This window comes from Neisseria dumasiana (assembly GCF_022870885.1).
In the GTDB taxonomy this organism is placed as follows: Bacteria; Pseudomonadota; Gammaproteobacteria; order Burkholderiales; family Neisseriaceae; genus Neisseria; species Neisseria dumasiana.
Genome location: NZ_CP091509.1, coordinates 1,593,927 through 1,610,282 on the forward strand (window position 1 = coordinate 1,593,927; position 16,356 = coordinate 1,610,282).

The following is a 16,356-nucleotide window of genomic DNA, read 5'->3' on the forward strand; positions in this document are numbered from 1 at the left end:
CGGCAACAGGCTCGAGGCCGTCTGAACATTGGCTGTAAGAATCGGCACTTTTATCCGTCTGCTGGTATATGGCGGCTGCGGCCGCAATCATCCGATCAGCAACCTGTAAGACACGATATGAAAAAACTACTTTATTTCTTCGCTGCATGGCTGTGCCTCTCAAGCAGCGTGTTCGCCCAAGTGGACGCTTCCAAGCTGCTCCCGCCAGAGCAGGCGTTTATTCCGCAGGTTAACGTAACCGATGCGGGCATCAATGTGCAGTTTGCCGTAGCCGAAGGCTACTATCTCTACCAATCGAAAATCATGGCCGAAACCGATCCCGAAGGTTTGCTGGCCAACCCGCAGTTCAGCCGCGGCGAAGAGAAGGAAGACGAATTCTTCGGCAAACAAACGGTTTACCACCATGCCGCCCAAGTTAACTGGCCTTACACCAAGCCGCAGAACAACTACCGGCTTACCGTCAAATATCAAGGTTGTGCCGAAGTAGGCGTGTGCTATCCCCCTACCGAAACCTCGTTCGACATCAAAGGCAGCGGCCTCTACCAAGCGGACGCCATGCCGCAGGAAGGGAAAAACCGCTTTCTGCAACCGATGCCTGCTTCAGACGGCCCGGTTAGCGCTCCGGCAAAAAGCAGCACCGAAACCAACCGTTTCAAACTTTCTTGGGATACTCTGGGCGCCAATTTATTGGCGTTTTTTGTCGCCGGGCTGGGTTTGAGCTTTACCGCCTGCATGTATCCGCTGCTGCCGATTGTATCGAGCATTGTCGTGGGCGATAAAAACGCCTCTAAAGGCCGCGCATTCGCACTGTCTATGGTTTATGTGCAGGGTTTGGCACTCACCTACACTTTGGTGGGCGTGATTGCAGGGCTGACCGGCGCACTGCTTACCGTATGGCTGCAACAGCCTTGGGTAGTGCTGGCCGCCGCTGCCGTGATGGTGGTGCTGGCCTTATCGATGTTCGGCGTATTCAACCTCCAACTGCCCACCTCCGTGCAGGGTTATTTTCAAAACCAAAGCAATAAATTAAGCGGCGGCAGAATCGCATCGGTATTTGTGATGGGTATGCTTTCCGCGCTGATTGTCGGCCCCTGCGTGGCCCCTCCGCTGGCTTTCGCGCTCGGCTATATCGGCCAAACCGGCGACGCGGCTTTGGGCGGCATCGCACTTTACGCTCTGGCCTTAGGTACGGGCGTTCCGCTGATTGCCATCGGCACGTTCGGCGGCCATATCCTGCCCCGCGCCGGCGGCTGGATGAACGGCATCAAATACGCCTTCGGCTTTATTCTGCTTGCCGTAGCCGTTTATTTGGCCACGCCGTTTATCCCCTATCTGCTGGTAATTGCACTTTACACCTTGCTGATGATTATCCCCGCCGGCCTGCTTTTAGCCGGAATGCGCAAACAGTCGGGCCGTCTGAAAACCTTCTCGCTCGTTTTAGGCTCGCTGTTATTGGCCGGCGGCTCTTGGTTTGCTTATCAGAGCGCCAACCAACAAAGCACCGCCCTGCACCGCTTTCTGACATTGGCTCCCCCTTCCGCCGACACCGCCACCGGTGCGCACGGGCATATTTACACAGATGTGGGCGAACTGAAAACCGCCATGCAGGCAGCCTTACAGCAAAACCCCGGCAAACCCGTGCTGCTCGATTTTTATGCCGATTGGTGTATTTCATGTAAAGAAATGGCGGCCTACACACTTAACCAACCCGAAGTGCAGCAAACCGTCGATATGAACCGCTTCTTCCAAATCGACGTAACCGCCAACACCCCCGAACATCAGGCTCTGTTGAAAGAATACGGCCTGTTCGGCCCGCCGGGTATTTTCGTGATCCGTGCCGACGGCAGCCGCAGCGAAGCCCTGTTGGGTTTTGTCAAACCCGACGCGTTCATCCGCTGGTATCAGGAAAACCGATAAGCCGGATTTTTACAATACTCTCTTAACACTACCGGTAAATACACAGAGGCCGTCTGAAAAATATTTCAGACGGCCTTATATATTGCGCCCCATGTAAGGGGTATAACTTACAAACGTAAAGCCCCTTTAACTTAACCAGCCAAGTGAAAGGGGCTTTCTTATGTGCATGTGGGGTGGTGTTTATTTTGTCATGACATTACCACACCAATAAAAGGTAAAAAATCCATATAAAACAAAAAAATAACGGCCAAAACCGGCGAAAATCAAAAACGCAAAAAAACGCGCAAAAATGAGCATATTTAAATCATTTTTGCGCGTTTTTTGTCACGAAATAAACGGGGAATTATCAAATCCGATTATTTTGCTATGCCGCAACTCCATAAATAGCGTCCGAGGATCTCGAAGTCGTGCGGCTCAGCTTGTGATAGATCCAGTTCTGTTGTCGGGTATATGCCCTTATTGGGGTTGTCGCTGATGATGTTGAAAGAGTTGATATTAAGGCGTTGCAGGCGTTTTACCCGCAACTCTTCCCCTTGCCTGAACAGGTATATGCCCTCGCGGGTGTATTGAGTGACGGCATGCCATAGTACCGTGCCTTGGTCGATCAGGGTTGGGTGCATACTATCGCCATCTACACGCGTACAAAAACAATCGGCAGGCTTTAAACCTAAGTATTTAAAAAAGGAATCTCGAAACCACATAGCCTCGGGGTCGTTATCCCACGGGATTGCCCCATTACCTGCGCTTGCGAATACTTCTTTATAGTATCTTACCGGAACGATATTGCCGCGTTCCTGTTTTTCCGCCCACTTGCTGTAAGACAGGGTAAATTCCGTGCGTTCACGCGGAGCCGGTGCTTCGTTCTCTTTATATATATTACTTTCAGAAGGCAATGTTCCTACCTGCGGGGCTTCTTCAAGGCCGCTTTCAATCAGGTGCAATAAGCCTTTTTCTTCTAATCCATCAACGATATATGCAGGGATTGTGTACAGCTTTTTCATACCGTGCCGCCCTCCCTTACTGGGAATCATTTCAAACTCCCACTTTTCTCGCTCTGCCTTATCAGCTACACCGGGCTTACTACTTGGAAGCTCGGAATTTATACCGAGTTCCTTAGCCTTTTTAGAAATTTCAGTAATTTGCGCGGTATCTAATTTCAAAACAGCCATAAAAAAACAGACCTTTTTTTAACCTTACTACTTTTTGTATAAAGTTGTAAGATTTTCTGAAAAATAAATATTATTTAAAAACAATATTTTGATTAAAAGTAGTAAGTAAAGTAGTAAATAATAGTTGCCTTTAAAATCTTACTACTTTACTATATTAAACATAGCAAAACAGCAGCTTTAAAGGATTATAACTGATTTGCTATTGCTCTTTAACAATTTGGAAAAACGCCGAAAAAACGCAGACAAACGGTCTTTTATGAGAAGGCTGTTTAACAGGCCGTCTGAAATCAATCGGGCGGCCGATTAAGCAGTTTTGAAGTAGTAAAGTTTTGAAATAAAGAAAGGAAAAAATATGCACCCTGAACTTATCAGAGCGCATCTGCGTATCAAGGGCTATACGCTGGAAGATGTGGCAAAAGAAGCCAAAATCGGCTGCTCAACGGTGCGACTAGCCCTAACCAAACCGTCAACCGCCGGAGAAAAGGCAATCGCCAAAATCTTGGAAAAACCTTTGCACGAATTGTGGCCGGAACGGTGGACAAAAGAAGGAAAGCGCATCCGACCGCGCTACGCACATTTATATAAGGAATCGGTAGCATGAAAACGCACTATTCGATAGCCGAATTGCTTGATATGAAGCTGGACAGTTTACCGGCGACAAAAGTCGGCTTAGGCGATAAGGCGAAAAGAGAGAGCTGGCCCTACGTTGAGGTGGCAGGCAAAGGCGGGCGCGGCGGCAAACGCCGCGAGTACACCCCGCCGCCCGAAGTGCTGGAGCAAATCCGGCAACAGCAGACGGCGAAAGTGCTTGCCGAACTGCCGCCGGTACCGACGGTTGCCCAGCCAACCACGGCAGTATCAACAGAGATGCGTTACGACCACACTACCGAAGCCCAGCGCACCCGCGAAGGGGCAAGGCTGGCGGTGTTGAAGGCGGTGGAAAAGCTAATGGAAGAATCGAAAGTCGGCAAAGATGCAGCGATTACGACGCTGCTCACTCAGGCGCGGTTGCCGCAGTTTGGGCATATCGCCAAAACCTTTGCGCTGGCCTTAGACGAGCGCGGCGCAGGCAGTTTGAAGTTGCCGAGCAGCCGTACCATTAAACGCTGGTTTGCAGCGCGGGAACAAAACAGCCTTGCTCCCAAGATTGTGCAAAAAAACATGGAAATACCCTACTGGCTGCCTTTGTTTTTGAAATGTTACCGCCAGCCGCAAAAGCTGACGGTGGTGATGGCCTACGAACTGTTTTGTGCGGTGATGCGCGAAGAATACCCCGACAGGGTGGTTCCGAGCATCCACGCGGTACGGCGGGCGATGGATAAGTGCGGCGCGGTGGCCTTGCAAGACGGCAGAATGGGCAAGCGCGAGCTTAAGAACATCCTGCCGCACAAAACGCGCGACTTCCTCCATTTGAAACCCGCCGACATCTACACCGCCGACGGTCATACATTTGATGCGGAAGTGCTGAATCCGCGCAGCGGCAGACCGTTTAGACCTGAAATTACTACGGTGGTGGACATCCACACCCGCCGATGCGTGGGCTGGAGCGTGGGGCTGGCGGAAAGCAGGCTCACGGTGCTGGAAGCCTTAAGCAATGCGTGTAAGACGGCCATACCCAATATTTGGTATGTCGACTGGGGCAAGGGCTTCGAAAATATCATGATGACCGACGAAGCCACGGGTGTTTTAGGCCGTTTGGGTATCACAATGAGCCACTCAAGAGCCTACAACTCGCAGGCAAAAGGTACTTCGGAGCGCAGCCACAACATTTTTACCAAGGCGGCTAAGTTTTTGCCCACTTATGTGGGCAAGGATATGGACGAAGAAGCCCGCAAGAAGATGTTTAAGTGGAGCCGGCAGGAAATCAAGCTGCAAGGCAAGATTGTGAATGCGCCGGTGATGCTGTGGGACGAGTTTAAAGCCTACGTTGAAGCCGTGATCGATGCCTACAACAATAAGCCGCACCGCTCGCTGCTGAAATTTACCGACCCTGAAACGGGCAAGATGCGGTTTATGACACCTAACGAGATGTGGGCGTTGGGTGTGGCGCAGCACGGCGAACCGATGAAGGTGGAGCCGCAGGAAGAAAGCTGGCTGTTCCGCCCGCAGGAAATGCGCAAGGTATCGCGCGGTCAGGTATCGGTGCTGAATAACACCTATTTCAGCGGCGCATTGGAAGAGCTGCACGGCGATTATGTGCGGGTGGCTTATGACGTTACCGACGCCCAATGGGTGTGGGTGTATGACGATGTAGGCCGCCTGATTTGCAAAGCAGAATGGAACGGTAACGCTACATCTTATATGCCGCAAAGCTTTATTGAGCAGGCAGCAGACAAGCGCACCGACCAACGCCTGAAACGCTTGGAATTGCAGCGCGAAAACATCTTAGCCGAAAAAGGCGTGGCAGGTATCGGGCAACAGGAAACTATGAATATCGGTGGCCTGAACATCAATTTGGAACAAGCGCGGCAGCAGCACGAACAGATGCTGGCGCAGCGGATGCAACAGCAAGAGCCGGAAACGGTGCAGGCGGTGCAAGCCAAAGCGGATACGGGCTGGACGGTTCCCGAAACGCCCGCCGAGCGTTTCGCGCTGTACCAACGGATAAAGGATTCGGACAGCCTGCCCGAGCGGGCGGCGGTTTGGGTGCGGCGTTATCCGAACAGCGCAGAATATAAGTCGTTTATGAACAGACAGGCAGTCAGTTAACAAGAAAGAAAGGGGTAATGATGAAAACCATGAGTACGACACCGAAATGGCTGGCATTACGCATGGCCAAAACGCAAAAACACCGTCGGCTGATGCGCTTTTTTGAGCGCGAAGTGTTGCGACGAACAAGCCGAGCCGCGCAATAAAATGCCAAAAGCGGTTTTTCAGACGGCCTTTAAACCGCCGTTTAAACACAAGTTAAACAGGTAACGAAAATACGGAATTTAAAACCATGAAAATAGCGAATATCAACAACTTATCTTTGGCATCGGTAGCAATGCAGCGTTTGGTGGGGCGAAAAGACGGCCTGCCGGGCTTGGGGGTGCTGTACGGCCCGAGTGGTTTCGGAAAAACCACGGCGATGGTGGCCGTGGCCAACGAAACCCGCGCCTATTATGTGCAACTGCGCAGCGCGTGGGCAAAGAAAACCCTGCTCGAAAAAATCTGCTTTGAAATGGGCATCTCTCCCGCCAAAACCACGGCGGGCTGCCTAGACCAAATCTGCGAACAACTGGCGGCCAGCCAACGCCCGCTGATTTTGGATGAAGCGGATTATTTAGTGACCAAGGCAGGCATGGTGGAACTGGTGCGCGATATATACGAGGGTAGCCAAGCTCCCGTGATGCTGGTAGGCGAAGAGCAGCTGCCTGCGAAGTTGAAGAAATACGAACGCTTCCACAACCGCGTGCTGGCATGGATAGGCGCGCAGCCGGTGAGCATGGCCGATGCGGAGCAGCTGGCGGCGATACATGCGCCGTCAGTCAAAATCAAGCCCGATCTGCTGGCGCATTTGGTGGAGATTTCGCACGGCTCGGTGCGCCGCGTAACGGTCAATTTAGCCAACTTGGAAAGCCAAGCGGACACGCTGGGTTTCGATGAAATCGGGTTGGATGATATTAAAGGCTTGAAGGGTTTTGATTTTTATGTGGGTGAAGCACCCAAACGGGGGATGAAATTATGATTAGCGTGGAATTGAGTAAGCCGCGCAATGTGCGGCAGGCGGTGTGGGATATTTTACGGGGCAACCGCAACCGCTTTTTAACCGTAAACCAAGTGGCGGAAAAAGCGGGCGTGCCATTTCAGACGGCCAATGGCTATATGTACAAACTGTTTAAAGGCGGGTTTATCAAGGCATCTAAAGGCAGCCGTTTTCGGAACAGCTCGGCCTACGCCTTGAAAGACCAAGCTATTGTCCGTGCTGCTCCACATCTAAATAAAGACGGCAGCACAGGGAAAGGCAGCGTAACCGAAGCATTGTGGCGCAGCATTAAGATTTTAAACCGCTTTGGGCTGGATAGCCTGCATACCCATGTCAATATGACACACAGGGTAGGTAAAGCACATGTGAAACAATATCTTACTGCACTAACCCAAGCGGGTTATTTAAGGCAAGCCGCAAACCTTGAATACCTGCTGATTAAAAATACGGGGGCGGAAGCGCCGCAGCTGTTGGCGGTAACGGAGATTTACGACCCTAACCTAGACAAAATCACACTACGGGAAGTACCTGATTATGAATAAACAATACATGAATGATGAATGGTTTGGCATTTTGGAACGTGAAGTCAAGTTGAGCAGCCGCAGAAAAGTAGCGGAAAAAATCGGATACAGCCAAACCACCGTGAGCTTGATACTCAACGGCAAATATGCGGGAAAAACCGATGCGGTCGCACACAAAGTGATGTTGGTGTACACCAATACCGAATGCCCGTTTAAGGAATCGGTGATTACTTTACAAGAGTGCCGCGATTATGCCCATGCGCCCGCACCGACGCACAACCCCGCAAAAATGCAGCATTGGCGGGTGTGCCAAAACTGCCCCAAACGGCCTGAAAAATAGATGAGCCATTGATACGGCTATATATTTTTTGCCTTTTGGTTTTGATAAGTTATTGAAATATAAGGAATATCGAAATGTATGCACAACAAAATTCAAGCGGCGGGCTGTTGGCGGTGGTGCTTCTGATCGTGATTGTTGTTACCGCCCTTACCCAATACGGCTGCGAGCCGCAGCCTGCTGCCGCAATAGGGAAAATAAACACCCTGTTGGAAATGAAAAAAGAGCGTGATGCCCGCGAGGCTGATAAAGCAGCGGAAAAAGTGTACGGCAACATGAGCGACGAAGAAAGAATGAAAGGGGTGGTATATGAGTGAGTATCAAATCTGCGCCCGGTGCGACAAGAGCTTACCCCTACATTGTTTTGACGAATACCAAACCTCTGCCGATAAAAAAGAAGGCACTTGGCGGGCGCGTAAGACCTGCCGAGAGTGCATTAAATATGTATCGCTAAATCATCGCAAACGAAAAGCGGCAGAAGAAAAGCAAGAACTGGCGATAAGCGCGGAAGAAAGAAAAGCCTTGTGCCTGCAAAATTGGGGCTGGTTATATAAAAGGTGGGCAATATGAGTTACCGACGCAGGAATGTTGACTGGCAGGCATACGGGCAGCACCGCAGGCGGCAGCGGATTTATCAGAATCTGTATAGCCCGCACACCAAGCACGGGCGGCTGCAAGCGGCAATCAGGCAAATCAAACAAATCTACGGCGATGACGCCATTATGACTGGGGAACAGTATGAGCAAAAAAATTCAGACGGCCTTATGGCTGATTAGATTGTGGTTGGCGGCCTTCGTGATGTGTTGGTCGGCAGCGGCAGCAGGCGGGTATTTGGGCTGGTTGACGGTGCAAAAACTTATCGGGCAATAATTTTTTTGCCTTGTGAAATTCGTAACCTATTGAAAATAAAGGAAACATAAAAATGAACAGATTGGCAGACGATTTAATTCGCGCGGCGGAAGACACGCAAACGCCGGCGCATTTAAACCTACTTTTAAACGAGGCAGCCTTGTGCATCATGCGCTTGGAAACCCGCGATTTGTACGACCAAAAACGCCTTGAGTGGCTGGAAGATTTAGGCAATTTCGTTGTGGAAAAAAAAGACGGTGAGCATCCGACGGTGACGGTGCAAATGTGCGAAAAAACCTGCTTTGTTGCGATCGCACCGACGGTACGCGAAGCCATCGACTTGGCGTTTGAAGAATGCAGCGGGGTGAGCGTATGCAAGCACGACCCGGAAGCGGCAGAACGGGCAAAGTTTGAAGCGTGGATGTGCCGATTGAATAACGGCGACCGCCTCGCCCGCAATCCTGACGACGGCGGCTATGAAGACGTGAGCATCGATTATGCATGGATTGGCTGGAAAGAGCGGGCAAAGGAGACCGTCTGAAATGAAAGTTTTAGACCCTTGCTGCGGCAGCAAGATGATGTTTTTTGACAAAAAAGACGAGCGCGTGGTGTTTGGGGATGAGCGCCACGAGCAACATCTGCTTAAAGACCGCCACTATTTGCGGAAGCTGGAAATATCCCCCGACGTTAGGTTGGATTTTACCGACCTACCGTTCCCCGATAACACTTTTCCGGTGGTGGTTTTCGACCCGCCGCACCTGATTCATGCGGGCGAGAAATCGTGGTTGGCCAAGAAATACGGCGTATTGGGCGGGCGGTGGCAAGACGATATACGGAAAGGTTTTTCCGAGTGTTTCAGGGTGCTTAAACCTGATGGCTTGCTGATTTTCAAGTGGAACGAAAACCAAATCAGAGTGCGCGAAATACTGGCCTTGACCGACCAAAAGCCACTATTCGGGCATGTGAGCATGAAGCACAAGAAAAACCAAACGCAAACCCATTGGATAACATTTTTAAAGGAAGTGTAAAAATGAAAATCGAAAGACCTACTGAAGAAGATATTAAAGAGGCATCTGGATTACTGCAGGCTTTAAACCTGCTTTCAAGCGGCTATAACCCGTTTCAGACCGACGAAAATGAAGAACCTGCGTGGTTGGAAGACGGAGATAAAAGCAAAGCATTAGACAACATCATCGCCTTATACGACGAATGCGATATCGAATGGCTTTTATTGGCATTAAGCACCGTTATCGCCCCGGGCAACCGGCTGATTGACCCTGACCAAGATGTCTTGGAAAAGCACCCGTCGATTAGGAAAGGCAAGCAAGACAGCCGCCGCATGGATTTCTTGGAAACCGATTTTTTGAAATTCGTTGGGTTGGATGGTTGGCATTTAACGGAACCACACAAGACGTTACGCGAAGCCGTCGATGAGGCTATGGGGGAAATGGCAAAGGAGGCCGACTGAAATGAGTAAAAAAATCCAATTTGCTATCAGTTGTCCCGGGTTGTGCTGCGAATGCGAACACCGCCCACTATTTTCAACATATGCCCCCGACGACTGGGAGCTTATGTCGGAGGAAGAAAAAGAAGAATGGGCGAGGGAAACGTTTTTTGAAGACACGAGCTGGGTTTGGGAGGAGGTGTAAGCATGAACACCAAATGCCCCAACTGCGGCGCAGTCCACAGCCTTGACAGCCTTATCGGCAACGACGGCGCGGGGGATTTGATTCGCGCGGTGTTGGAGTTTGACGCGGCCATCGGTAAAGCGGCGGTGCGCTATGTGGGCTTGTTTCGGCCGGCCAAAAGCCAACTGACCTTTGCCCGCACGGCCAAGCTGCTCGGCGAGCTGCTGCCGGACATCCAAGCCGGGCAAATCAGCCGCGACGGGGTGGTTTACCCCGCCCCGCCGGAAGCGTGGATTTACGGTTTTCAGGCGGCCATTGATGCGCGGGATGTGGGCCGCTTGAAACTGCCGCTTAAATCGCACGGCTATTTATACGAGATTATCAGTAGCTGGCGGCCGCATGAAACAGCGGTGATGCCTGCCGTTGTAGGCGAGCCGACAGTAAAAGCCAAGCCCAGCCAAACCTTAACCGCAGCTGCCGCGCTGCAAGCAACCAAGAAAGGAGGCAAAGCATGAAAGAGTTGCCCGACAGTTTGCACAACGCGGTAGTGGACGGATTAACCCTGCTGCTCGCCCTGCGGCTGCCGGGTACGCCCGCGGCCGATACCGTGCAGGCCACGGCGCAAGCGTGGAGTGTGGCACTGGCGGCGGGCAAGACATGGGACGCGGAGCAGGATATCCCGCGGATTCAGACGGCCTTTGCTGTGTTGGCGGCGCAAACCGACCGCTGGCCAGCACCGCGCGACCTACTGGGCTGCCTGCCGCCCCGCCCTGAGCGGCTGAAACTTGAGCATCGGCACCGGCCGTCTGAAAAGGAAAAAGCCGCCGCACAAGCCGCGCTAGGCAGAATCAACGCAATACTGGCAAAAGCCCCGTGCTCAAACAGAAATTGGATGTACCCACCGCGCAGTCGGTCGGTGGAAGAATGTAAACGTATTTATGCCGCAAGGCAGAAAGGTAATAAATCATGAAAGTTGAAGTTTTAAAACCCGTTGAAGTTGAAGTTTACGCCGTGCGTATCAACGCCTTACTACACGAAGATGCAATGCAAAACTTGCCTGATTTTTTGCTGCAAGACGGCGGAGATTTGGAAATCTTGATTGAGATTGATACAGGCCGCGTTGTCGGGTGGCAGGGTAATGTGCCCGTCCGCATTGCCGATAAGCTAAGAGACAGCGGCACATATACCCTGCTCGACAAAGATATGAACCATATAGCGCAGCTTCAATATGAATATGTGCCCAACCGCTTAATCCCCGGGGAGTACGGCGACTATATCGATCTGAAAATCAATGCCGAAGGCTATGTGAAAAACTGGCCAAAACAGCCGGATGTAAGCGAATTTTTTGAAAACGAATAGTAAACACAGAATGGAAAACGAAATGGCAAGAAAAAAACGCTACAACACCCCCGCCTTCACGGTGGGTATTCAAACCCGCGACGAAGCGGTAGAACACATCAAACGCTACGGCGATTTAAGCCGCGAGGCAACGCGCATGGTAGCCGACCACAACGACACCGTGGCCGAAATGCAGGAAAAGCTCGACGCGCAAATCGCACCGCTTACCGCCGAGATGCAGGCCATCGAAGCAGGCGTGCTGGCATGGGCGACGGCCAACCGCGATATGCTGACCGATAACGGCAAAGTCAAATACTGCAACCTGACTACCGGCACCATCCGCTGGCGTTTCGATCCGCCCAAATGCCAAGTACGCGGCGTGGATGCGGTAATCGCCCTGATGCAGTCGGACGAAAAGTACGCCCGATTCGTCCGAACCAAGCACGAAATCAACAAAGATGCCGTGTTGAATGAAGCTGATTTTTTCACAGCCAACCCCGTGGCGGGATTGAGCATCGTACAAGGTGCGGAGAAATTTGCCATTGAAGTCAACGAACAGGAGGTGGGCTGATGGCTGAAATCACAATCATCATCCGCGATGAAATGCAGAGCGACGGCTTGGCCGGCGTATCAATAAGCTACGAAGGCGATTTTAAGCCGATGCAAAGCGGTGTTACGTTGACCCAAGCACAAATGGCGGCTAACTCTATCAAGGCTTTGATGGACTTTGTGGAGACTAAGCCGGATTTGAGCAAGGTCGTGATTAATTGATTTCTCGGCGGGCATTGCCCGCCTTTTTAAAAGGAAAAACATCATGTGGTTTAAACAATTAACGGCTTACCCGTTGCCGCAAAAACCGGAACAAAAACACTTAGACGAAAGCCTAAGCAATTTCCAATTCACGCCACCTGCCGGCTTGGATTGGTTTAACGAGGGTTTTGCTATCCCTACCCCGTTTGATAATTTTTTTGTTTTTGATGCCAAAGGCCATTACTTAATCAGCCTTAAACGCGAGGAAAAAGTATTGCCCGCAGGCGTGATTAATAATGTGCTGGCTGAAAAAGTCGAGAAAATCCAGCAAGAAGAGGCGCGCATTGTAGGCCGTAGAGAGAAGCAGGGGCTGAAAGAACAGATTACCGATGATCTACTGCCCCGCGCCTTAACCTGTAGCAGCCGTACCCATGCCATCTTAACGGACGGCTGGCTGCTGGTTGACAGTGCCACCCCGAGCAGGGCGGAAAATCTGTTAACCAAGTTGCGCGAGGCATTGGGCGGGCTGGAGGTTAAACTGCCTGCGACCAAACAATCGCCGTCTAGCTTAATGACCGAATGGCTGCTCAACGGCGAAGCACAGGGCGGGTTTGAGTTGGATTGCGACGTTACTTTGATTGGTAATGGCGACGTTGTGCCGCGCATCAAAATCAGCAAAAAAGACATCAATGACTATGATGTGGTGCAACACGCCCGTAACGGATTGCATGTGGCTGAGATGGGCTTGGTGTGGCGCGAGCAGATTGCCTTTATTTTGACGGCAAATCTGACCCTTAAACGCATCCGGTATCTTGATGTATTGCAAGAAAATGCCGAAAGCCAAACCGATAACTCTACTGATCTCGCCTATGCGTCGCAAATCATCATGACGGAATCGTTAACGGCCATGCTTAACGAGCTTGCGGAGCATTTGGGCGGCTGGCAGGAGTAGAGGCCGTCTGAATGGATTACATGCGAAACGCCTACAAAATGCCGTTTTTACGCCCCGGCACGGAAATTGAATATCTCGGCAGGCGCGGGGTGATTACAGGGGCGAAAGGCGGTTATCTGTTGGTAGATTTTGGCGACGGCAAGCCAACCGCCCAACACCCCGAATACAATGTAGCCTATTTTGTGGACGGCGAGCTTGTTAAGGATTTCAGACGGCCTGATTAAACAAACCAATCCCCGCTTTAAACAGCGGGGATTTTTGTTTTTGTGTCGCCTTTTTATATCCGTTTGTTTTATTTTTATGCCGCTTGTTTTAGAATGCACCCGCAGAATAATGTTAAATCGGGGACTATATGAAGAATTATTATGAAATTTTGGGTGTGAATATTACTGCCAATTCTGAAGAAATCCGTAAGGCTATGCAGAAGATGGCGGAAAGCGGCCGGATAAGTTTGTCTGATTTGCAGGTGTGCAAAGAGAATCTGTTGGATGAAGAAGCGCGCAAGGCGTATAACAAAAATCTGTTTATGGAGCAGCCCCAGCTTTTAGAAAAGGTAGCCCTTGAAGCCAACCAAAAATTCAAGGACAAAATACAAGTGGTTGAAGCCGAGAATATCGTTGAACCTAAACAGCAGCCGTCCCAAATGAGCTGGGTACAGATAATCGGCGGCGGCTTTTTGGTTTTGTTTTTTGGAATGATAGTGTTTGGTAAATCTGATAATAAAACGCCAAAGCTGGATGAATGGATTGCACAAGCCGCTTGCGAGAGTGCGGTAAAACAGCTTTTAAAAGCCCCTGCAACAGCAGAATTTGGCGGTTGGGGCAGAAACCGCAACGGCGATGGTACTTATACCATAACCGGTAGCGTGGATGCGCACAATAGCTATGGCGCGATGTTGCGAAGTAGCTTTAATTGTACGGTAAGAGATAAAGGAGACGGCAATACGGGTACGGTAGTGAATTACCTGAAATAGCTTGCGGATGAAAGGCCGTCTTAATCCCCGCCCTAAAAAGCGGGGATTTTTTTACGCCTTTAAAATGACAAATAAAATACAAAATATAGTAGTAAATAATATAAAAAATGATAAAATACTACAACATATAGTATTTTTGAGATGAATCCGTGCAACACGATAACCGTAAAAAGCTGATTGCCAAAATCAAGATTGCCCAAAAGCAGATGGGCATGTCTGATGACGCTTACCGCGATATGCTGGTACGTTTAACCGGTAAAAATTCTTGCGCGCTGATGGATATTGATGAGTTGGAGCGGGTTGTGGCTGAAATGAAAACCAAAGGCTTTACGCCAACCAATAAAAACTACGGCCAGCGGCCAAACAGACGGCAGAGCGCAGACCCGATGATGCGCAAAATCGAAGCCCTGTTGGCCGACGGCGGCCTGCATTGGAATTATGCACACGCGATGGCCAAACGGATGTTTAAGGTTGATCGTGTGGAATGGCTTTCAGACGGAAATATGCACAAGTTGGTGGCGGCGTTGCAGATTGCGGCAAACCGCAAAAAGAAAGAGGCTTGATATGGATAGGCAGGGTGTTATCAATATTATGTGGAGCGTATTGGGCTTTCTGTTTTTGTGCAGTTTTTGTTTATGTGGCGTCCATTACGTTATGCAAAATGATTTCGGGCATTTGGCACGATGTTTGATAGTGGCTTTTATCGCCGCAGTTATTGCCGTGTGCATCAATGTAGCGATATTGGCTTACCCGAAAAAGGGGGAATAAAATGGCTTGGAGCTTGAGTGAAAAAGATTTTGACGACGTGCGTCATCTGCTCCCGGATGGCGCGGTTGATTTGATTCAGGTGGTGGGGGCGGATGCCGCCTACCGCCTGATTAAGCGTTGGGGCGGAACGAGCCTGCCGGTGGGAATGAACAAAACCCGCAACGGTAAAATCCTGCATGCGAAGTTGGCCGAAGAAATCGGCGAGGAAAATGCGCTTAAAATCGGGCGTATTTTCGGGCGGCAGCGGTTTTTGTGGGTGCCGAAGTGCCAAGAAGCCCTGCGCGAGCTGCGCAACCGCCAAATCCGCGCCCGCCTTGACGAGTTAACGATGGGTGGCGGCATCTACTCCATGCCCGAAGCGGTGCGCAAAACCGCCGTCGAATACGATTTGACCGACCGCCAAATATGGTACATAGCCAAGCAGGCCGATATTGAAGCCAGCCCGCAGCCTGCATTGTTTTAAGGCCGCCTGAAAACACCCAGCCCCCGATTTGTTCGGGGGCTTTTTGCTTTGGAATGAAATAGATGAAGCCGTTTTTCAGACGGCCTTTTTTTATGATGAAGCCCTGTAAAACATTTTTTAAACACAGTTTTAAAGGGCTTTTTTTATGAGCGGATTTGATACGGCCATCGAACGCGTACTCGGCCATGAAGGCGGTTATGTAAACGACCCGCGCGATGCGGGCGGCGAAACAAATTGGGGCGTTACCAAAGCGACTGCCCGCGCCAACGGCTACTCAGGCCGAATGCGCGAGATGACGCGCAATCAGGCAAAAGAAATTTACCGCAAGGCGTTTTGGGAACGCTTCGGCTGTGGGGATATGCCTTTTGCCATCGGTTATCAGTATTTTGATGCCTGCGTCAATCACGGGCGCGGTAATGCCGCCCGTTTCTTGCAGCGGGCGTTGGGTGTGGCAGATGACGGCATTATCGGCCCGGTAACGAAAGCGGCCATACGCGCCGCCGATATTTCCGAATTGGTGCGTAAATTCAACGGCCAGCGTTTGTCGTTTTACACCAAATTGAAAGCCTTTGATGCGTTTGGGCGTGGTTGGGTAAACCGCGTGGCCTTAAACCTGCGTCATGCGGTAACGGACGGCTGTGCGCACAAGCTCGCCGACTACGGCGCGAACATCGGCGCATACGTTAAGGCTAACCGTCATTTCACTTCGCTGCATCGAGACTTTTTGAAACATGCCGCCGTGCGGATGATGAATGGGGGGCGTTTCTGATGGGCATTTTCAAAAGGCTTTTTGCAGCGGCCGCCGCCTTTTTGCGCGGGGTTAAAAATACCGAGCCGACCGAAGCCGAAACCGTGCGCACGGCCATGCTGTTGCCGCGTGTGCGTGTGATTGGCGAATACCCCAAGCCAAACTACCGTAAATCGGGCGTTGCCGCTGCCAAGCGTGCGGCGCGTAAGACGCGAAACCGTAAAAAAGGGCGCAAATCATGACAAAAAAAACGCT

Annotated in this window: 26 protein-coding genes and 1 pseudogene; 26 read left to right on the plus strand and 1 reads right to left on the minus strand. The window is 50.9% G+C overall.

Annotated features, from left to right (window positions below):
* Positions 1-117: 117 nt before the first annotated feature.
* The gene (gene dsbD, locus LVJ88_RS07265) at positions 118-1,917 is read left to right on the plus strand and encodes a protein-disulfide reductase DsbD (protein WP_085417965.1); all 1,800 of its coding nucleotides are present in this window, start codon (positions 118-120) and stop codon (positions 1,915-1,917) included.
* 356 nt (positions 1,918-2,273) lie between these two features.
* Here the strand turns inward: dsbD and LVJ88_RS07270 are convergent, their stop codons facing one another.
* A complete protein-coding gene (locus tag LVJ88_RS07270) occupies positions 2,274-3,086 on the minus strand; it encodes a S24 family peptidase (RefSeq protein ID WP_085417964.1) in 813 nt (270 codons plus the stop codon).
* A gap of 352 nt (positions 3,087-3,438) precedes the next feature.
* Between LVJ88_RS07270 and LVJ88_RS07275 the strand changes: the two genes are divergently transcribed.
* From LVJ88_RS07275 to LVJ88_RS07385, 25 genes and pseudogenes are all read left to right on the plus strand, one after another.
* Positions 3,439-3,687, plus strand: coding sequence for a helix-turn-helix domain-containing protein (locus tag LVJ88_RS07275; RefSeq protein WP_085417963.1), 249 nt, complete (start codon positions 3,439-3,441; stop codon positions 3,685-3,687).
* Entirely contained in the window at positions 3,684-5,795 is a 2,112-nt protein-coding gene (locus LVJ88_RS07280; RefSeq protein WP_085417962.1) for a Mu transposase C-terminal domain-containing protein, read from the plus strand. The genes LVJ88_RS07275 and LVJ88_RS07280 overlap by 4 nt, the downstream gene beginning before the upstream one ends.
* A gap of 17 nt (positions 5,796-5,812) precedes the next feature.
* The gene (locus LVJ88_RS12555; protein ID WP_269844465.1) at positions 5,813-5,941 is read left to right on the plus strand and encodes a hypothetical protein; all 129 of its coding nucleotides are present in this window, start codon (positions 5,813-5,815) and stop codon (positions 5,939-5,941) included.
* Between the two features lie 86 nt (positions 5,942-6,027).
* Entirely contained in the window at positions 6,028-6,756 is a 729-nt protein-coding gene (locus LVJ88_RS07285) for an AAA family ATPase (RefSeq protein WP_085417961.1), read from the plus strand.
* Positions 6,753-7,316 carry a hypothetical protein gene (locus LVJ88_RS07290; protein ID WP_085417960.1) on the plus strand — a complete coding sequence of 188 codons (564 nt, stop codon included), beginning with the start codon at positions 6,753-6,755 and terminating at the stop codon, positions 7,314-7,316. The genes LVJ88_RS07285 and LVJ88_RS07290 overlap by 4 nt, the downstream gene beginning before the upstream one ends.
* Complete coding sequence (locus tag LVJ88_RS07295; protein ID WP_228068142.1) at positions 7,309-7,635, plus strand: helix-turn-helix domain-containing protein; 327 nt, start codon at positions 7,309-7,311, stop codon at positions 7,633-7,635. Before LVJ88_RS07290 ends, LVJ88_RS07295 begins: the two co-directional genes overlap by 8 nt.
* A 74-nt stretch (positions 7,636-7,709) precedes the next feature.
* A complete protein-coding gene (locus LVJ88_RS07300) occupies positions 7,710-7,949 on the plus strand; it encodes a hypothetical protein (RefSeq protein WP_085417959.1) in 240 nt (79 codons plus the stop codon).
* The gene (locus tag LVJ88_RS07305) at positions 7,942-8,202 is read left to right on the plus strand and encodes a hypothetical protein (RefSeq protein WP_085417958.1); all 261 of its coding nucleotides are present in this window, start codon (positions 7,942-7,944) and stop codon (positions 8,200-8,202) included. The genes LVJ88_RS07300 and LVJ88_RS07305 overlap by 8 nt, the downstream gene beginning before the upstream one ends.
* A 168-nt stretch (positions 8,203-8,370) precedes the next feature.
* A complete protein-coding gene (locus tag LVJ88_RS12560; protein ID WP_269844464.1) occupies positions 8,371-8,502 on the plus strand; it encodes a hypothetical protein in 132 nt (43 codons plus the stop codon).
* Positions 8,503-8,554: 52 nt separating this feature from the next.
* Positions 8,555-9,022 carry a hypothetical protein gene (locus tag LVJ88_RS07310; protein ID WP_085417956.1) on the plus strand — a complete coding sequence of 156 codons (468 nt, stop codon included), beginning with the start codon at positions 8,555-8,557 and terminating at the stop codon, positions 9,020-9,022.
* A gap of 1 nt (position 9,023) precedes the next feature.
* Positions 9,024-9,509, plus strand: a complete 486-nt coding sequence (locus tag LVJ88_RS07315; RefSeq protein ID WP_198941565.1) for a class I SAM-dependent methyltransferase — start codon at positions 9,024-9,026, stop codon at positions 9,507-9,509.
* 2 nt (positions 9,510-9,511) lie between these two features.
* Complete coding sequence (locus tag LVJ88_RS07320) at positions 9,512-9,949, plus strand: hypothetical protein (RefSeq protein ID WP_085417955.1); 438 nt, start codon at positions 9,512-9,514, stop codon at positions 9,947-9,949.
* Position 9,950: 1 nt separating this feature from the next.
* Positions 9,951-10,130, plus strand: coding sequence for a hypothetical protein (locus LVJ88_RS07325; RefSeq protein WP_085417954.1), 180 nt, complete (start codon positions 9,951-9,953; stop codon positions 10,128-10,130).
* A gap of 2 nt (positions 10,131-10,132) precedes the next feature.
* The gene (locus LVJ88_RS07330) at positions 10,133-10,624 is read left to right on the plus strand and encodes a hypothetical protein (protein WP_085417953.1); all 492 of its coding nucleotides are present in this window, start codon (positions 10,133-10,135) and stop codon (positions 10,622-10,624) included.
* The gene (locus tag LVJ88_RS07335; RefSeq protein ID WP_085417952.1) at positions 10,621-11,079 is read left to right on the plus strand and encodes a hypothetical protein; all 459 of its coding nucleotides are present in this window, start codon (positions 10,621-10,623) and stop codon (positions 11,077-11,079) included. The genes LVJ88_RS07330 and LVJ88_RS07335 overlap by 4 nt, the downstream gene beginning before the upstream one ends.
* Complete coding sequence (locus LVJ88_RS07340; protein ID WP_085417951.1) at positions 11,076-11,468, plus strand: hypothetical protein; 393 nt, start codon at positions 11,076-11,078, stop codon at positions 11,466-11,468. Before LVJ88_RS07335 ends, LVJ88_RS07340 begins: the two co-directional genes overlap by 4 nt.
* 22 nt (positions 11,469-11,490) lie before the next feature.
* Positions 11,491-12,018 (plus strand): host-nuclease inhibitor Gam family protein, encoded by a 528-nt coding sequence (locus LVJ88_RS07345; protein WP_158087931.1) that lies wholly within the window; start codon positions 11,491-11,493, stop codon positions 12,016-12,018.
* Complete coding sequence (locus LVJ88_RS07350; RefSeq protein ID WP_085417949.1) at positions 12,018-12,218, plus strand: hypothetical protein; 201 nt, start codon at positions 12,018-12,020, stop codon at positions 12,216-12,218. Before LVJ88_RS07345 ends, LVJ88_RS07350 begins: the two co-directional genes overlap by 1 nt.
* A 43-nt stretch (positions 12,219-12,261) precedes the next feature.
* On the plus strand, positions 12,262-13,149 hold the full coding sequence (locus LVJ88_RS07355; protein ID WP_085417948.1) for a recombination-associated protein RdgC: 888 nt from the start codon (positions 12,262-12,264) through the stop codon (positions 13,147-13,149).
* A gap of 11 nt (positions 13,150-13,160) precedes the next feature.
* A complete protein-coding gene (locus LVJ88_RS07360) occupies positions 13,161-13,373 on the plus strand; it encodes a hypothetical protein (RefSeq protein WP_085417947.1) in 213 nt (70 codons plus the stop codon).
* A 128-nt stretch (positions 13,374-13,501) separates the two neighbouring features.
* Positions 13,502-14,122 (plus strand): J domain-containing protein, encoded by a 621-nt coding sequence (locus LVJ88_RS07365; protein WP_085417946.1) that lies wholly within the window; start codon positions 13,502-13,504, stop codon positions 14,120-14,122.
* Positions 14,123-14,328: 206 nt separating this feature from the next.
* Positions 14,329-14,685 carry a gp16 family protein gene (locus LVJ88_RS07370; protein WP_085418012.1) on the plus strand — a complete coding sequence of 119 codons (357 nt, stop codon included), beginning with the start codon at positions 14,329-14,331 and terminating at the stop codon, positions 14,683-14,685.
* Positions 14,686-14,891: 206 nt separating this feature from the next.
* Positions 14,892-15,353: a Mor transcription activator family protein gene (locus LVJ88_RS07375; protein ID WP_085417944.1), complete on the plus strand. Its 462-nt coding sequence runs from the start codon at positions 14,892-14,894 to the stop codon at positions 15,351-15,353.
* Positions 15,354-15,498: 145 nt separating this feature from the next.
* Positions 15,499-15,987: pseudogene (locus LVJ88_RS07380) on the plus strand (glycoside hydrolase family 108 protein); the annotation flags it as partial.
* Between the two features lie 134 nt (positions 15,988-16,121).
* Positions 16,122-16,343 carry a hypothetical protein gene (locus LVJ88_RS07385; RefSeq protein WP_085417942.1) on the plus strand — a complete coding sequence of 74 codons (222 nt, stop codon included), beginning with the start codon at positions 16,122-16,124 and terminating at the stop codon, positions 16,341-16,343.
* The last annotated feature ends 13 nt before the right edge of the window (positions 16,344-16,356 follow it).

Excerpts from the sequence above, each read along its gene's own strand:
- dsbD (WP_085417965.1), top strand. The coding sequence starts at position 118 with ATGAAAAAACTACTTTATTTCTTCGCTGCATGGCTGTGCCTCTCAAGC.
- LVJ88_RS07270 (WP_085417964.1), bottom strand. The coding sequence starts at position 3,086 with ATGGCTGTTTTGAAATTAGATACCGCGCAAATTACTGAAATTTCTAAA.
- LVJ88_RS07275 (WP_085417963.1), top strand. The coding sequence starts at position 3,439 with ATGCACCCTGAACTTATCAGAGCGCATCTGCGTATCAAGGGCTATACG.
- LVJ88_RS07280 (WP_085417962.1), top strand. The coding sequence starts at position 3,684 with ATGAAAACGCACTATTCGATAGCCGAATTGCTTGATATGAAGCTGGAC.
- LVJ88_RS12555 (WP_269844465.1), top strand. The coding sequence starts at position 5,813 with ATGATGAAAACCATGAGTACGACACCGAAATGGCTGGCATTACGCATG.
- LVJ88_RS07285 (WP_085417961.1), top strand. The coding sequence starts at position 6,028 with ATGAAAATAGCGAATATCAACAACTTATCTTTGGCATCGGTAGCAATG.
- LVJ88_RS07290 (WP_085417960.1), top strand. The coding sequence starts at position 6,753 with ATGATTAGCGTGGAATTGAGTAAGCCGCGCAATGTGCGGCAGGCGGTG.
- LVJ88_RS07295 (WP_228068142.1), top strand. The coding sequence starts at position 7,309 with ATGAATAAACAATACATGAATGATGAATGGTTTGGCATTTTGGAACGT.
- LVJ88_RS07300 (WP_085417959.1), top strand. The coding sequence starts at position 7,710 with ATGTATGCACAACAAAATTCAAGCGGCGGGCTGTTGGCGGTGGTGCTT.
- LVJ88_RS07305 (WP_085417958.1), top strand. The coding sequence starts at position 7,942 with ATGAGTGAGTATCAAATCTGCGCCCGGTGCGACAAGAGCTTACCCCTA.
- LVJ88_RS12560 (WP_269844464.1), top strand. The coding sequence starts at position 8,371 with ATGAGCAAAAAAATTCAGACGGCCTTATGGCTGATTAGATTGTGGTTG.
- LVJ88_RS07310 (WP_085417956.1), top strand. The coding sequence starts at position 8,555 with ATGAACAGATTGGCAGACGATTTAATTCGCGCGGCGGAAGACACGCAA.
- LVJ88_RS07315 (WP_198941565.1), top strand. The coding sequence starts at position 9,024 with ATGAAAGTTTTAGACCCTTGCTGCGGCAGCAAGATGATGTTTTTTGAC.
- LVJ88_RS07320 (WP_085417955.1), top strand. The coding sequence starts at position 9,512 with ATGAAAATCGAAAGACCTACTGAAGAAGATATTAAAGAGGCATCTGGA.
- LVJ88_RS07325 (WP_085417954.1), top strand. The coding sequence starts at position 9,951 with ATGAGTAAAAAAATCCAATTTGCTATCAGTTGTCCCGGGTTGTGCTGC.
- LVJ88_RS07330 (WP_085417953.1), top strand. The coding sequence starts at position 10,133 with ATGAACACCAAATGCCCCAACTGCGGCGCAGTCCACAGCCTTGACAGC.
- LVJ88_RS07335 (WP_085417952.1), top strand. The coding sequence starts at position 10,621 with ATGAAAGAGTTGCCCGACAGTTTGCACAACGCGGTAGTGGACGGATTA.
- LVJ88_RS07340 (WP_085417951.1), top strand. The coding sequence starts at position 11,076 with ATGAAAGTTGAAGTTTTAAAACCCGTTGAAGTTGAAGTTTACGCCGTG.
- LVJ88_RS07345 (WP_158087931.1), top strand. The coding sequence starts at position 11,491 with ATGGCAAGAAAAAAACGCTACAACACCCCCGCCTTCACGGTGGGTATT.
- LVJ88_RS07350 (WP_085417949.1), top strand. The coding sequence starts at position 12,018 with ATGGCTGAAATCACAATCATCATCCGCGATGAAATGCAGAGCGACGGC.
- LVJ88_RS07355 (WP_085417948.1), top strand. The coding sequence starts at position 12,262 with ATGTGGTTTAAACAATTAACGGCTTACCCGTTGCCGCAAAAACCGGAA.
- LVJ88_RS07360 (WP_085417947.1), top strand. The coding sequence starts at position 13,161 with ATGGATTACATGCGAAACGCCTACAAAATGCCGTTTTTACGCCCCGGC.
- LVJ88_RS07365 (WP_085417946.1), top strand. The coding sequence starts at position 13,502 with ATGAAGAATTATTATGAAATTTTGGGTGTGAATATTACTGCCAATTCT.
- LVJ88_RS07370 (WP_085418012.1), top strand. The coding sequence starts at position 14,329 with ATGGGCATGTCTGATGACGCTTACCGCGATATGCTGGTACGTTTAACC.
- LVJ88_RS07375 (WP_085417944.1), top strand. The coding sequence starts at position 14,892 with ATGGCTTGGAGCTTGAGTGAAAAAGATTTTGACGACGTGCGTCATCTG.
- LVJ88_RS07385 (WP_085417942.1), top strand. The coding sequence starts at position 16,122 with ATGGGCATTTTCAAAAGGCTTTTTGCAGCGGCCGCCGCCTTTTTGCGC.